Source organism: Pseudomonas sp. BJP69 (assembly GCF_007633355.1).
In the GTDB taxonomy this organism is placed as follows: domain Bacteria; phylum Pseudomonadota; class Gammaproteobacteria; order Pseudomonadales; family Pseudomonadaceae; genus Aquipseudomonas; species Aquipseudomonas juntendi.
This window is the reverse complement of sequence record NZ_CP041933.1, coordinates 3,241,638-3,254,084: the sequence shown is the minus strand read 5'-3', so window position 1 is coordinate 3,254,084 and position 12,447 is coordinate 3,241,638. Positions and strand designations below refer to the sequence as shown.

Sequence of the window (12,447 nt, the reverse complement as noted above, 5' to 3'; positions counted from 1 at the left end):
ACTATGGGGGACCCACGATACCCCAACCTGACCTGCGTTCAAGTGCCTACAAGGTGGGTGATAGCTGCTCCACCAGAAAATCCACGAACACCCGCACCCGCGCCGGCATCGACGGCCCGCCCACGAACACGGCATGGATCGGCTCGCGGTCGTCAGGGTTGTAGGCTTCCAGCAGCGGTAGCAGGCGCCCGCTGGCCAGGTCATCGGCCACCGTGAAGGTGCCGATGCGAGCCACGCCTGCCCCCAGCCTGGCCAGCTGTGCCAGCGCTTCACCGCTGCTGCATTCGATGTTGCCCCGCACCTTCAACGCAAAGACCTCGCCGTCGCGGCGGAACGGCCAGTCTGCTACGGCCCGGCGAAAGTTGAAGTGCAGGCAGTTGTGGCCGGCCAGGTCTTCAGGCACCAGCGGCGTACCGCAGCGCGCCAGGTACTCGGGCGAGGCCACGACCACCTGGCCGGTTTCGCCAATTGGGCGGGCGCTGAGCGAGCTGTCGGGCAGGTGACCAAAGCGCAGCGCAACGTCGGCCTGGCCGGCGTGAATGTCGGCCACCTCGTCGCTGATGGTCAGGTCGACCAGTACCTGCGGGTAACGCGCGCTGAACGCCGCCAGCAGCGGCACCACGGTCAAGCGGGCATGCCCTTGCGCGGCGCTGATGCGCAAGCGCCCGCGCGGCACGCCCTGGTCGGCGATCGCATCCTCGACTTCCTGCAGGTCGGCCAGCACCCGCCGCGCGCCGCGCAGGTATGCCTCGCCCTCGGGGGTCAAGGTCAGGGCCCGGGTGGTGCGCAGCAGCAGGCGGGTGCCCAGGCGCTGCTCGGTGCGGGCGAGAATGCGGCTGACCGCCGAAGGGGTCAGGTTCAAGGCGCGGGCGGCGGCAGACAGGCTGCCCGCGTCCGCCACCTTGGCGAAAACCGCCATTTCACCGGATCTACCGCTGAAGTCCATTTGTGCCTCGTAAGCAAAGGTGATTGGCAAAAAGGCTGTCTAGTGTGCCAGGGAAGCAGATCGTAGCATTTGCCGCATAGCCAAGGAGTTTTTGCCATGCGTATCAATCCACCTCTGGTCGCACTTGCCATCGGTGCCTTCGGCATCGGTGTCACCGAGTTTGCCCCCATGGGCATGTTGCCCAGTATCGCCACTGACCTTGGCGTTTCCATACCTGCTGCCGGGCTGTTGGTCAGTGCCTATGCCCTCGGTGTGCTGATCGGCGCACCGCTGATGACCCTGGCCACGGTAAGGATCCCGCGGCGTTACCTGTTGATCGGCCTGATGGCGATCTTCACCCTGGGCAACCTGATGTCGGCACTGGCCAGTGACTACGCCAGTCTGCTGGTTGCCCGCGTGGTCACGTCACTGAACCACGGCGCGTTCTTTGGCATCGGCTCGATCGTCGCCGCCAGCGTGGTAACGCCCGAGAAGCGCGCCGGGGCGGTGGCAGCGATGTTCATGGGCCTTACACTGGCCACCATCGGCGGGGTGCCGCTGGCCACCTGGTTTGGTGAAATGCTGGGCTGGCGCACGGCGTTCTGGGGCATCGCCGGGCTTGGCCTGATCGCGATGACCACGCTGTGGTATGCACTGCCGAACGTACCTTCGCCCAAAGGCGACGGGGCCATGGCCGAAATCCGCGTGCTCGTGCGGGGCCCGGTGCTGGCGGCGCTGTTGTTGACCGTGGTGGGCTCCAGCGCCATGTTCACGGTGTTCACCTACATTGCGCCGATCCTGCAGAACGAAGCTGGCGCGTCCACCACCTTCGTCACCGCCATGCTGGTGCTGTTCGGTGTCGGCCTGACCTTGGGCAACGTGTGGGGCGGCAAGGCAGCGGACCGCTCGGTCGAGCGCACCTTGATCCTGTCGTTGGCGGTGCTGATTGCCGTGCTGCTGGTGTTCCCGCTGGTGCTGGACTGGCCACTGCCCACGGCACTGGCGATCCTGGTCTGGGGCGCGGCCAGCTTCGCCTTGGTGCCACCGCTGCAGATGCGCGTGATGGAAGCGGCCAAGGATGCCCCCAACCTGGCCTCGGCGGTGAACATCGGTGCATTCAACCTGGGGAATGCGATCGGCGCGGCGCTCGGCGGCGCGGTGATCAATGTGGGGTTGGGCTACGCGGCGATTGCCCTGGCAGGGGCGGCGCTGGCGGCGCTGGGCCTGGTGCTGGTGCTGCTGTTTGCCTGGCGTGGCCGGGCGGCGGCCATGGCACAGTGCAATGTGCCAGGCTGACCGCGCCGGGGGCTTTACGGGGTGCCGTTACGGCCATGCAGGTGGTAAGCCGGGCGCTCGCTCAGGCGCTCGTAGTAGTCGCGCACAGCCGGTAGGTGTGGGTGCTCGAACGGCGTTTCGAACCAGCGGTTGACCGACAGGCCGATAGGAATATCGGCCAGGGTGAACTGGGCACCGGCCACGTAGGCGCCGGTAGCGGCCAGTTGCCGGTCGAGGATGTGCATGTAACGCGCCCAGTCCGCGCAACTCGCCGCCAGCGCCACAGGGTCCTGGTGGGCGGGCGAATGCCTGACCAGCGACATGAAGGCGTAGCTCCAGGCGCGGTTCAAGTCTGACGCCTGCCAATCTATCCACTGGTCGATCCTGGCCCGTGCCTGTGCTTCGCCGGGGTAGAACGCGGTGGCGCCATAGCGGTTGGCCAGGTAGCGGATGATGCTGTTGGACTCCCACAGGGTGAAGTCGCCATCCTGGATCACCGGAACCATGGCGTTGGGGTTCAGCGCCAGGAATTGCGCGGTGTCGGTGGCCTTGAAGCCCGTACCCCAGTCTTCGCGTTCGAAAGCGACCTCGAATTCGGCACAGGCCCACAGGACTTTTCGCACGTTGATGGAAGAAGCTCTGCCCAATATCCGTAGCATGATGTTCGTCCTGAATGGGGGGTGGTTGATCGTCCGCCACTGCCCGGTCTCGGTCAAGGGGCAGGGTGCAAGGGGGTTCTGCACGGTAACTTTGTAGGGCATTTCCGAAAATGAGCCGTTCCAGGCCCAAGTCATTGTGGTGGCCCAGGCCGCCGCCTAGTCTCGGCACGCTCACCCCCCCGAGGAATGAACATGGAAAACGACACCCCCGAAGACAACAACACGCTCAATGTGGTGGCGGCGGCCAGCCGTTTCGGCCACCCCGATGCCGAACTGGTGCACATGCGGCCGCAGTTGCCGATACGAACCGCGCTAACGGAAGCCTCGGCGATCATGGGCTGCATTACTGAAATCACGCGCAAGGCCATCGACCGGCCAAGTGACCGCAAGGTGATGATCAAGGCCACGTTCTACCTGGCGGGCATGGCCAAGGCACTGGTCGATGGCCAGCTGCTGCAGATGCGCCAGGCGCGCGAGAAGGAGGGCATCGAGTAGACAGGGTTGCCTGGGGGCCATGAACTTGGCACCCTTGGGCGATTTGAATCGTCTGCATCACCTCAAAAGGAGGTTCGCATTGAGTTGGGACAAGGTGGGGAAGCTCCTGGTCGCGGTGCTGGTTGGCCTGATGGTCCTGTCGGCCGCCTACGCGTTGTTCAGGGGCAACCCGCGGCTGGAAGCGTCACTGACGTATGCCTACCTCACCTATCCTGGCCAGTTCAGCGAGCGCATCAGCAAAGCCAGCGACCAGCTCAAGTATGAGCAGTTGCAGGGGCGTATCAACAGCATCAGCCAGGGGCAGTTGAGCCACGATCAGGTCGAGCGCCTGGTCGAACTGGCTCAGTTGCCGTACGCCCAGCTGTTCGCCAAACCGTTCGAGGCGGGGTTGGTGGACCACCGTACCGGCTTGCTCATCGAGCTGCACAACAGTGGCGATGCGCCGGTGCGCCAGGTCAAAGTGCGCCTGCCAGGCAAGGGCCTGGTGCAGGTGCGCGATGCTGCTGGCAACGACACACTGCTGGAGCAGGCTACCGCGCAAGTCGACATCCCTGTCATCGAGCCGGGTAGCCGGTGCAAGGTGTGGGTGTATTTCGACGCCGATTATTCCCAGATCCGCCAGGGCGGCGTCAGCATTACCCATGCCGACGGCGCAGCCAATGTGCAGGTGTATCACGAAGTGATCGGCTTCCCGGCAACCGTGGCCCGCTACAGCCGCGAGCTCATGGGGCTGCTGGTGGTACTGGCGCTGGGCGTGCTGGGCCTGGGTTACGCGCTGCTGGCCCGCAGCGCAGCGCAGCGTTAGGCGCTGCGCCGCAGCGCCCAGGCGCCTGCCTTACTGTTGAACCTCGCGGCTGGCCGTCTGCTGCTCGCCCGCGGCCTTGCCCCCAGGCAGCTGATCGAACGGGTGCAAGCCGTCTTTGCGGTAGGGGTCGCCGATCCAGCGCGGCGCGGCCAGGAACTGCGCGCTCACCAGGCTCTTGGCCGGCTCGAAGCCGTCGTAGCTCAAACCGGCAAGGTCCGACAGCGTATGGATCAGGTGCGAGCTGCTGTACGGGCGCTTGGCCATCGCCTGCAGGTCCCGCGGGTGCTGGGCCTGCCAGCTGGGTGAGGTCCACACCAGGAACGGAATGGTGTACATCGGCCGGGTCGGCGCGCTTTCGTTGCGCCCCAGCCGGTCGTGGTTGCCAGAACTGTATACGTCCTCACCATGGTCGGACAGGTAGACCAGGAAGCCATTCGGGCTGCCGGCAGCGTAGCGCTTGATCAGGCTCGACACCACGAAGTCGTTGTAGCGCACTGCGTTGTCGTAGAAATTGTAGGTTTGCACCTGGTCATCGGTCAGCGCACTCGGTGCGCCCTGCTTGTCGGTGAAGTGGGCATAGGCGTCCGGGTAGCGGTAGCGGTAGTCCATGTGGGTGCCCAGCAGGTGCACGATGATGAACTTGTTGGGGGCCGGGTCTTGCAGGGCCTTCTCGAACGGCGCGAGCACCACGTCATCGTACTGGCTGGCATTCTGGTTGCGCTGGTTGTTCAGGTACACCGGCACGTCCGTCTGCTGCGAGAAGGTGGTGAGCATGGTGTTGCGCTTGGTCATGGTTTGCTGGTTGGTGATCCAGAAGGTCTTGTAGCCTGCCTGTTTCATCAGGTTGATCAGCGAGGGGTCGGTGAGGAACCGGTCCGGGGCCTGCTCATCGCCGAAGGTCAGAATCTGCTGCATCACTTCGATGGTGTAGGGGCGGGGTGACACCACATCGCGGAATACGGTCAGCCCTTTTTCATTGGCAGCCAGCGCGTCGAGGTTGGGGGTGGTGTCACGGTTGTAGCCATACAGGTGCATGTGCTCGCGGGTGGTCGATTCACCCAGCACCAGAACCAGCGTGCGCGGTGCCGAACCGCTGTGGTCACGCAGGTTCTGCAGGGGCGGCAGGGCAGCATTCTGCGCCAGTAGCGCCTGCATGTTGTCCAGTTGCTGGCGGTACTGGCGGTAGCCGACCAGCAATTGCCAAGGCACAGCAGGTTCCATGCGCTGCTGTACCTTCTCCAGCGCATCGGCAAAATTGCGCTCCTGGGTGACCATTTGCTTGTAGAACGGCAGCACCAGGTTGGCTGCCAGCAACAGCACCACCACTGGTAGGCGGCTGCGCAGCGGCAGGTAGACCGGGCGCACGCGGCGCCACAGCAATACTGCCCCCACGGTGTACAGCAGCAACGCCAGGCCCAGCCAGGCACTGAAGTACTGGCTGAAGTACTCACCGGCCTCGGCGGTGTTGGACTCGAACATCACGAAGATGACGCTCTGCGAGAACTCCTGGCGATAAATGCCGAAATAGCTCAGGCCAACCAGCGAAGCAGCCCACAGCAGCAGGCCGATGAGCGCCGCAGTGGCGCGGGTAAGGCGGGGCAGCAGCAGCACTGGGGCCAGCCACAGGCTACTGAGGAAAAACGCATCACGGAAACCCGAGAAACCGGTAGTGCCACTGAACAGCAGCAATGCCTGGGTGATGCCAGAGAAATACCAGAAGAACAGCAAGAGCCAGCCCAGGCCGGCCCAGTCCACGCGGGAAGGGGAAGTGGTGTGTGACACGTGTGCCTCGTCGTACCTTGGTAGCCCGCAACTGTGTGCGTGGCCGGAAAGGGCGTGACGCTAATCTGTGGACTGTGAAAATAACGTCAAGGCGAGCAGCCATCGGGCCTTGGTCGTAGCCCGCTGCGCAGCAGCCGTGCGCAGCGGGTTGCTTGCACGGGTATGATGGCGGCAGCTAAACCGTACTCAAAGGCCGTGTGGACCATGAACCGTCGTAAGAAGATCAAGCAGCTGTTGCAGGCGCACCAGAAGAAAGCCAGCGCCAAACTCGCGCCGCGCAAGCCCAGGTACATCTGCAAGGCTGACCGTTTGAAGCTGGAAACAGAAGGGGTGGAGGCGGCCCCACCCCAGGCTGACTGAAGCGCCAGCAGCCGGTGTGTCGGCTTCAGCGGCGGTAGTGCCGGTGTTCGTCATAGTGGCGTTGGTGCATCGCCCGCTCATGGCGGCGCTCCCAATCCCGGCGGCGTTCCCAGTCACGTCGCCGCTCCCAGTCGCGCCGGGCCTGCTCGCGACGCCACTGCTCGCGGCGCCAGTCGCCCCTGTGGTCGTGCCAGCGGTGGTCATCATGGGCCAGCAGGGGCGCCGGCTGAACAGCGGCGGCATTGGCCACGCTCGACCAAGGGTTGCTGGCCGCAGGCAACGCTGGCTGAACGGCCGGTTTCAGTGGCAGGGCCGAAGCCGTGCCCGCTGCTGCAAGCGAGAACAGACCGAACAGCATCCACCTGGCGACTTGTATTTTCATGAGCGAAGCCCACCTCTGATCACAATTGAGCTATCAGGCCAGCGGTGAGGCAAGCTGCTTCGCCTGCCGTGACCGTTCTGTGCCACCCTCATAGACCAGCAACCAGGAAAAAGTTCGCTGCAGCAATAACTTGTACAATTATGCGGCAAGCAACCCGCGCGGCCCAAACCGGATCAGCGTTCGGCAAACACTGCGCGCAGGTGGCTGCGGTAATGCTCGAACGCAGCGATTGCGCCGGTGATCGCCTCGGCCTCTTGCTGTTCATCCAGCGCCAGGGCGTCCACACGGGCCACAAACTCACGCCAATGCAGCGCACGGCCATCAGGGTGCGGGGCCAGGTGGCTGGCGCCCTGGTCTTCACCCAGGCCCAGGCGTTGGGTGTACTTGAACAGAAACGCAGCCCCCAGGTTCGACCCCTCGCTGCAATACAGCCAGCCCAACGCCTGCGCCGGGCTGGCGCACACCGAAGGTGGTGGCGGTGGCGCGGGCAGGCCCAGGTCCAGCAGGTCGGCCTGCACCGCGGCAAACCGTGACAAAGCCGACAGCCCCGGTAGTTGCCGGTTGAGCTGCGGGTCCTGATACAACGCCAGCAAGCTGCCATGAAAACCATGCTGCACCTGCAGGAACCGGCCGTAGCGCTCGCGGCTCTCAAACGGCCGTGCCGCCATGACCAGCTGATCGACGCTGTCATGGTCGCGGCTGCTGGCCGCTTTCAAGCGTTGGCAGCGGCCTGGCTGCGAAACAGAGGGGGGGGCTGCGGTCATCGGCATATCCGTGGCATGAACGTAATGCGCCCATCATGCTTGCCACCCCGGCCAGCAGCAAGCGTTGCGCGGTTTCAGGAAGCGTTGCGCGGTGTCAGGCGCCTGCCCGGCTGGAGCCCTTGCGCGAGCCGGCTGAGCCGTCGCGGGCGAACAGCCCATGGACCACTGCGCGCAACCAGCGGTTACCCCCGTCCTGGTGGTAGCGGGCGTGCCAGTGCTGCTTGACCGTGAAACCCTCGACCGCGAACGGGCAGTCGTGCACCTGCAAATCATGCATGTCGGCCAACGTCTGGCCGATATGGCGGGGCAGGGTGGCGATCAGGTCGGTGCTCCCGAGGATCATGCCCAGGCCCAGGAACGCGGGTAGCTCCAGCACGATGCGGCGCTCGATGCCGGCCCGCGCCAGTGCCGTTTCCAGCAGCTTCTGGCCGGTCCCGGCGCTGATCTGCACATGGCCTTCGGCGTGGTAGCAGGCCATGCTCAGGCCGCCGGCCAGGCGCGGGTGCCCGCGCGCGCTCAGGCACACCCAGTCCTGGTCGAACAGCACTTGCTGGTACATGCCACCGCCCAGCCACGGTACGAAGCCGATCGCCAGGTCAGCTTCACCCGACCCCAGCGCGCTTTCGCTGTTGCCATCGATGCGTACCGCCTCCAGGCGAATGCCGGGCGCGTGGCTGCGCACGTGGTTGAGGATGCTGGGCAGCAAGGTGATGTGGCTGGCATCGCTCACACACAGGCGAAAGCGCCGTTGTGCGGTAGCGGGTTGGAACTGCGGTTCCCAGGCCGCGAGCCGGCGCAGTGATTCGAGGACTTCGCGGCACGGCCCGATCAACTGGTCGGCGCGCGGGGTAGGCGCCATGCCCCCAGGGGTGCGCACGAACAGCGGGTCGTTCAGTTGTTCGCGCAGGCGGCCCAGCCAGATGCTGATGGTCGGCTGGCTCTGCCCCATCTGTTCAGCGGCGCGGGTAACGCTACGGCAGTGGTAGAGCACATCGAACAGTTGCAGCAGCTTGGGTTCGGGCAGTACCGGGGCAGTGGTCATTATTGCGAATCTCAATGGGGCTATTTGCTGCATTGTATAGCGCTAATAAGCGCGGCTGCATAAGGTGATCGCAAACCACGGAGGTCAGCGATTTGAAAATCTGCATTCTGGGCGCCGGCGCCCTGGGCTGCGCCATCGGCGCGGCATTGAGCGAAGCCGGGCATGAAACCTGGCTGCTCAACCGAGGCCGTGCGCATGTCGAGGCCATCAACCAGCACGGCCTGCAGGTGCAGGATGAACGCGGCCAGCGCCAGGTCCGCGTGCATGCGGCGACGTGCGCCGATGAGGTGGGGGTGGCCGACCTGGTGGTGGTCCTGGTGAAGTCGTTCCACACCGCCGAGGCGATCGCCGGGGCCACGGCGCTTCTGGGCCCGCAAACGCTGCTGCTGTCACTGCAGAACGGCCTGGGGCACGAAGATATCCTGGCGCAGGCGGTCGGGCGCGAGCGGGTACTGGCTGGCAAGACCTATGTCGGCGGCGTGCTGCTGGCCCCGGGGGCGATCCGCGCCGGGGTGGCCGGCAAGCAGACCTACATCGGTGAACTGGACGGCCAGCGCAGCGCCCGCGTGCAGGCTATCGCCGAGGTATTCAACGGTGCCGGCCTGGCCACCACGGTCAGCGACAACATCCTCGGCACCATGTGGGACAAGCTGCTGGTCAACGTCGCCACCGGTGCGCTCAGCGCCATCACCAGGCTCAGCTATGGCCAGCTGTACAGCGAGCCGCTGCTGGCGAGCACCGCCAAGGCGGCCGTTGCCGAAGCGATCGCGGTGGCCGAGCGCGCCGGTATCCGCCTGAACCTGACCAGCCCCGAGGCAGCCTGGCAACTGGCCGCCGAAGGCCTGCCGGCGAGCTTTCGCACCTCGATGCTGCAGAGCCTGGAAAAAGGCTCGATCACTGAAATTGACTTCATCAACGGTTCCGTCGTGCGCTGGGGCCAGCGCCACGGCGTCGCCACCCCCGTCAACGCCACCCTGGTGGCGTGTATCAAAGGCATCGAACGCGCGATGGCCGACCAGCAGAACAAGGACAACCCATGAGCCAGCCGAAAGCCTACCTCGAACACGTCGCCTTCTGGGTGCGTGACATCAACTGGCATATCCGCTTTTTCAGCGAGGTGTGCGGCATGACCCTGCGCGAGTCGCAGGGTGACCCCGAGCAGCCGACCCAGTATTGGACCCTCGGCGGCCTGCAGTTCATCCACCAGCCCGACTTTGCAGGGCCTGAAGGGCGCATGGCGCACCTGGGGATCATGTGCGAAGACCTGGAGGCGGTGCTGGCGGCAGCACAGCGTTTCGGCGTCAGTGCAATGCCGCAGGGCCGCAACTGGCTGCGCTTGCCCGACGGCCTGGCCGTGGAGTTCATCCAGGCATTGCCCAAGGCGACGGTCGCCCAGGCACTGGCTATCAACCCACGTGCGCAGGTGCAGCCATGAGCGTGACTGAAAAGTACTGGGACGACGCCCGCGAGGGCGATGAATGCATCAGCCCGAGCTACACCGTCACCCGCGAACGCATCCTGGCCTATGCCGACCTGACCGGTGACCATACCCCGGTGCATGTCGATGAGGCGTATGCCAATGCCAGCCACTTTGGCTGCCTGGTTGCCCACGGCCTGTTCGGCCTGTCGATCGCCGATGGCTTGAAGACCCAATGCGATTACCGCTTCGTGCCGGGCATGTCACTGGGCTGGACCTGGGACTTCGTGTTGCCGATCAAGGTCGACGATGTGCTGCATGTGCGCATGCGCGTTGGCGCGATGCGCCTGAGTAAAAGCCGCCCGGGTTGGGGCATCGTGGTCCTGCCGTCGGAGCTGATCAACCAGCACGGCCAGGTCGTGCAACGCGGCGAGCACCGGCTGATGGTGCCGTGCAAGGGGGCAGCATGAGCCAGGCGTTGCCATTGGCGGGTATCCGCGTCATCGACTACAGCCATTTTCTTGCCGGGCCTTATGTAGGGCGTTGCCTGGCGGCGCTGGGCGCCGAGGTGATCAAGGTTGAACGGCCAGGCAGCGGCGACGCCGGTCGCCAGCACGCGTTCACCCTGGATGACCAGCAAAGCGGTTACTTCCTGCAACTGAACATGGGCAAGCAGGGCGTCAGCGTCAACATGAAGGACCCACGGGGCAAGGCCTTCATGCAGCGCCTGACCGATTCGGCCGACGTGTTCATCGAAAACTACCGGCCGGGCGCGCTGGACAAGCTGGGGTTGGGCTATGCCGAGCTGGCGGCGCGCAACCCGCGGTTGGTGTACTGCTCGATTTCCGCCTATGGCCACACGGGGCCGGATGCACACCGTGCCGGCTTCGGGCTGATTGCCGAGGCCAAGAGCGGGATCATGCAGATGGTTGGCGTACCGGGCGAAGCACCGCCGTTGCTACGCATTTCGCTGGGCGACATGTACACCGGCATCCACGCCGTGGCAGCCATCAATGCCGCCTTGCTGGGGCGCGTCAGCAGTGGCCGTGGCCAGCACATCGACATGGCCTTGTACGACACGCTGGTGTCGATGCATGAGTACGCGGTGCAGTGCTTCACGCTGTCCAACGGCACCGTACTGCCCGAGCAGACCGGCCATGACATGCCCACCTCGACGTTGTATGGGGTGTTCCGTGCCGCCGACGGCGACCTGGTGATCGCTGCCCAGGTCGATGACGCCTGGCGGCGCTTTGCCGCCATGCTTGAAGCCAATGGTGGCCCGGCAGGTTTTGCCAGCGACAGCCGCTACCACAGCGTGAATGGCCGCAATGCCCACCGCGAGGCAATTCTGGCGGTGGTGCGCGATTGGGTGGGCGCGCGGCCAGTGGCGGCTATCCTGGCCTTGCTCGATGCCATCGACGTGCCCAGCGCCAAGGTACAGCGCATCGACGAGGTGCTGGCCGACCCGCAGATTCAGGTGCGCAACATGGTCGTCGAACAGCATCACCCGCGCTATGGCACGCTGCGCCTGCCCAACCTGCCGTTCCGTTTTTCCGACTGCGACACCACCATCCACCAGGTGGCACCGGACCTGGGCCAGCACAACGCCGAAGTCGCCGCCGGGCTTGGCTTCAGCGCCGAAGAAATCACCGCCATGCAGGCAGACGGGGTGCTGTTCACCCATGGAGAGGCACGATGAGCGACCGCTATGCAGTGATCGGCCGACCGATCAACCACACCAAGTCTCCGCTGATCCACGGGCTGTTCGCCCAAGCCTGTGGCCAGCAGCTGGAATATGGCGCAATCGAGGGGGCGCTGGAGGGCTTCGAGGCCCAGGTGCTGGCGTTCCGCGGTGAGGGTGGGCTGGGCATGAACATCACGGCACCGTTCAAGCTGCGCGCCTTTGAACTGGCCGAGCGCTGCAGCGAACGAGCGCAACTGGCCCGGGCAGCCAACGCCCTGAAGTTCGAGAACGGCGGCATCGTGGCAGAGAACTTCGATGGTATTGGCCTGCTGCGCGATATCGAGGTCAACCTCGGGGAGCCGCTGCATGCGCGTCGTGTGCTGGTACTGGGGGCGGGTGGCGCGGTGCGTGGGGCGCTGCTGCCGTTCCTGCACGCCGGCCCTGCCGAGGTGGTGATCGCCAACCGCGACATGGCCAAGGCGGTGGCGCTGCGCAATGAGCTGAATCACCCGCGGCTGCGAATCAGCCGGTACGAAGAACTGCCGGGGCAGGCTTTCGATATCGTGGTCAACGCCACCTCTGCCAGCCTGGTCGGTGAGTTGCCACCGCTGCCGGCCGGGGCCCTGGCCGAGGCCCGGCTGGCCTACGAGCTGGCTTACGGCAAAGGCCTCACGCCATTCCTGCGCCTGGCCCGTGACCAAGGTGTGGCGCGCCTGGCCGATGGTGTGGGCATGCTGGTCGAGCAGGCGGCAGAGGCGTTTGCCTGGTGGCGCGGGGTGCGCCCCGAAACCGGTGCCGTGATCGATCGCCTGACCATCCCGCTGGAGTAGGCCTATGGTTGCCAACGTGCCCGTGCA

General features: G+C 65.2%; 15 protein-coding genes. 9 read left to right on the top strand and 6 right to left on the bottom strand.

Features of this window, described 5'->3' with window-relative positions; all coding sequences use genetic code 11:
• Positions 1 to 46 precede the first annotated feature (46 nt).
• A complete protein-coding gene (locus FPB55_RS15105; protein ID WP_115294191.1) occupies positions 47 to 946 on the bottom strand; it encodes a LysR family transcriptional regulator in 900 nt (299 codons plus the stop codon).
• A gap of 96 nt (positions 947 to 1,042) precedes the next feature.
• On the opposite strand from FPB55_RS15105, the gene FPB55_RS15100 reads away from it, so the two are divergent.
• Positions 1,043 to 2,221, top strand: coding sequence for an MFS transporter (locus tag FPB55_RS15100; RefSeq protein WP_115294192.1), 1,179 nt, complete (start codon positions 1,043 to 1,045; stop codon positions 2,219 to 2,221).
• A gap of 14 nt (positions 2,222 to 2,235) precedes the next feature.
• Here FPB55_RS15100 and FPB55_RS15095 read toward each other — a convergent pair whose 3' ends face one another.
• Complete coding sequence (locus tag FPB55_RS15095; protein ID WP_029886082.1) at positions 2,236 to 2,859, bottom strand: glutathione S-transferase; 624 nt, start codon at positions 2,857 to 2,859, stop codon at positions 2,236 to 2,238.
• Positions 2,860 to 3,051: 192 nt separating this feature from the next.
• On the opposite strand from FPB55_RS15095, the gene FPB55_RS15090 reads away from it, so the two are divergent.
• Both FPB55_RS15090 and FPB55_RS15085 read left to right on the top strand, forming a co-directional pair.
• Positions 3,052 to 3,354, top strand: a complete 303-nt coding sequence (locus tag FPB55_RS15090; protein WP_009685125.1) for a DUF3077 domain-containing protein — start codon at positions 3,052 to 3,054, stop codon at positions 3,352 to 3,354.
• Between the two features lie 79 nt (positions 3,355 to 3,433).
• Positions 3,434 to 4,159: a hypothetical protein gene (locus FPB55_RS15085; protein ID WP_009685124.1), complete on the top strand. Its 726-nt coding sequence runs from the start codon at positions 3,434 to 3,436 to the stop codon at positions 4,157 to 4,159.
• Between the two features lie 30 nt (positions 4,160 to 4,189).
• Here the strand turns inward: FPB55_RS15085 and FPB55_RS15080 are convergent, their stop codons facing one another.
• Positions 4,190 to 5,941 (bottom strand): phosphoethanolamine transferase CptA, encoded by a 1,752-nt coding sequence (locus FPB55_RS15080; RefSeq protein WP_115294193.1) that lies wholly within the window; start codon positions 5,939 to 5,941, stop codon positions 4,190 to 4,192.
• A 204-nt stretch (positions 5,942 to 6,145) separates the two neighbouring features.
• Between FPB55_RS15080 and FPB55_RS15075 the strand changes: the two genes are divergently transcribed.
• On the top strand, positions 6,146 to 6,301 hold the full coding sequence (locus tag FPB55_RS15075) for a DUF2986 domain-containing protein (RefSeq protein ID WP_009685121.1): 156 nt from the start codon (positions 6,146 to 6,148) through the stop codon (positions 6,299 to 6,301).
• A gap of 25 nt (positions 6,302 to 6,326) precedes the next feature.
• Here FPB55_RS15075 and FPB55_RS15070 read toward each other — a convergent pair whose 3' ends face one another.
• The 3 genes from FPB55_RS15070 to FPB55_RS15060 form a co-directional block, all read right to left on the bottom strand.
• Positions 6,327 to 6,683 (bottom strand): hypothetical protein, encoded by a 357-nt coding sequence (locus FPB55_RS15070; RefSeq protein ID WP_238706590.1) that lies wholly within the window; start codon positions 6,681 to 6,683, stop codon positions 6,327 to 6,329.
• 173 nt (positions 6,684 to 6,856) lie between these two features.
• A complete protein-coding gene (locus FPB55_RS15065; RefSeq protein WP_115294195.1) occupies positions 6,857 to 7,447 on the bottom strand; it encodes a biliverdin-producing heme oxygenase in 591 nt (196 codons plus the stop codon).
• 94 nt (positions 7,448 to 7,541) lie between these two features.
• The gene (locus FPB55_RS15060) at positions 7,542 to 8,489 is read right to left on the bottom strand and encodes a LysR family transcriptional regulator (protein WP_115294196.1); all 948 of its coding nucleotides are present in this window, start codon (positions 8,487 to 8,489) and stop codon (positions 7,542 to 7,544) included.
• A 92-nt stretch (positions 8,490 to 8,581) separates the two neighbouring features.
• On the opposite strand from FPB55_RS15060, the gene FPB55_RS15055 reads away from it, so the two are divergent.
• The 5 genes from FPB55_RS15055 to aroE are packed head-to-tail and all read left to right on the top strand — an operon-like array spanning position 8,582 to position 12,420.
• On the top strand, positions 8,582 to 9,529 hold the full coding sequence (locus tag FPB55_RS15055; RefSeq protein ID WP_115294197.1) for a ketopantoate reductase family protein: 948 nt from the start codon (positions 8,582 to 8,584) through the stop codon (positions 9,527 to 9,529).
• Entirely contained in the window at positions 9,526 to 9,924 is a 399-nt protein-coding gene (locus tag FPB55_RS15050; RefSeq protein WP_029886075.1) for a VOC family protein, read from the top strand. Before FPB55_RS15055 ends, FPB55_RS15050 begins: the two co-directional genes overlap by 4 nt.
• Positions 9,921 to 10,376, top strand: a complete 456-nt coding sequence (locus FPB55_RS15045; protein WP_029886074.1) for a MaoC family dehydratase — start codon at positions 9,921 to 9,923, stop codon at positions 10,374 to 10,376. Before FPB55_RS15050 ends, FPB55_RS15045 begins: the two co-directional genes overlap by 4 nt.
• Positions 10,373 to 11,605: a CoA transferase gene (locus FPB55_RS15040; RefSeq protein WP_115294198.1), complete on the top strand. Its 1,233-nt coding sequence runs from the start codon at positions 10,373 to 10,375 to the stop codon at positions 11,603 to 11,605. The genes FPB55_RS15045 and FPB55_RS15040 overlap by 4 nt, the downstream gene beginning before the upstream one ends.
• Positions 11,602 to 12,420, top strand: coding sequence for a shikimate dehydrogenase (gene aroE, locus FPB55_RS15035; RefSeq protein ID WP_115294199.1), 819 nt, complete (start codon positions 11,602 to 11,604; stop codon positions 12,418 to 12,420). Before FPB55_RS15040 ends, aroE begins: the two co-directional genes overlap by 4 nt.
• Positions 12,421 to 12,447: the final 27 nt, after the last annotated feature.

What these genes read in the sequence shown, in the direction of transcription:
- FPB55_RS15105 (WP_115294191.1), bottom strand. Translation starts at nt 946, where the DNA reads ATGGACTTCAGCGGTAGATCCGGTGAAATGGCGGTTTTCGCCAAGGTG.
- FPB55_RS15100 (WP_115294192.1), top strand. Translation starts at nt 1,043, where the DNA reads ATGCGTATCAATCCACCTCTGGTCGCACTTGCCATCGGTGCCTTCGGC.
- FPB55_RS15095 (WP_029886082.1), bottom strand. Translation starts at nt 2,859, where the DNA reads ATGCTACGGATATTGGGCAGAGCTTCTTCCATCAACGTGCGAAAAGTC.
- FPB55_RS15090 (WP_009685125.1), top strand. Translation starts at nt 3,052, where the DNA reads ATGGAAAACGACACCCCCGAAGACAACAACACGCTCAATGTGGTGGCG.
- FPB55_RS15075 (WP_009685121.1), top strand. Translation starts at nt 6,146, where the DNA reads ATGAACCGTCGTAAGAAGATCAAGCAGCTGTTGCAGGCGCACCAGAAG.
- FPB55_RS15070 (WP_238706590.1), bottom strand. Translation starts at nt 6,683, where the DNA reads ATGAAAATACAAGTCGCCAGGTGGATGCTGTTCGGTCTGTTCTCGCTT.
- FPB55_RS15065 (WP_115294195.1), bottom strand. Translation starts at nt 7,447, where the DNA reads ATGACCGCAGCCCCCCCCTCTGTTTCGCAGCCAGGCCGCTGCCAACGC.
- FPB55_RS15060 (WP_115294196.1), bottom strand. Translation starts at nt 8,489, where the DNA reads ATGACCACTGCCCCGGTACTGCCCGAACCCAAGCTGCTGCAACTGTTC.
- FPB55_RS15050 (WP_029886075.1), top strand. Translation starts at nt 9,526, where the DNA reads ATGAGCCAGCCGAAAGCCTACCTCGAACACGTCGCCTTCTGGGTGCGT.
- FPB55_RS15045 (WP_029886074.1), top strand. Translation starts at nt 9,921, where the DNA reads ATGAGCGTGACTGAAAAGTACTGGGACGACGCCCGCGAGGGCGATGAA.
- FPB55_RS15040 (WP_115294198.1), top strand. Translation starts at nt 10,373, where the DNA reads ATGAGCCAGGCGTTGCCATTGGCGGGTATCCGCGTCATCGACTACAGC.
- aroE (WP_115294199.1), top strand. Translation starts at nt 11,602, where the DNA reads ATGAGCGACCGCTATGCAGTGATCGGCCGACCGATCAACCACACCAAG.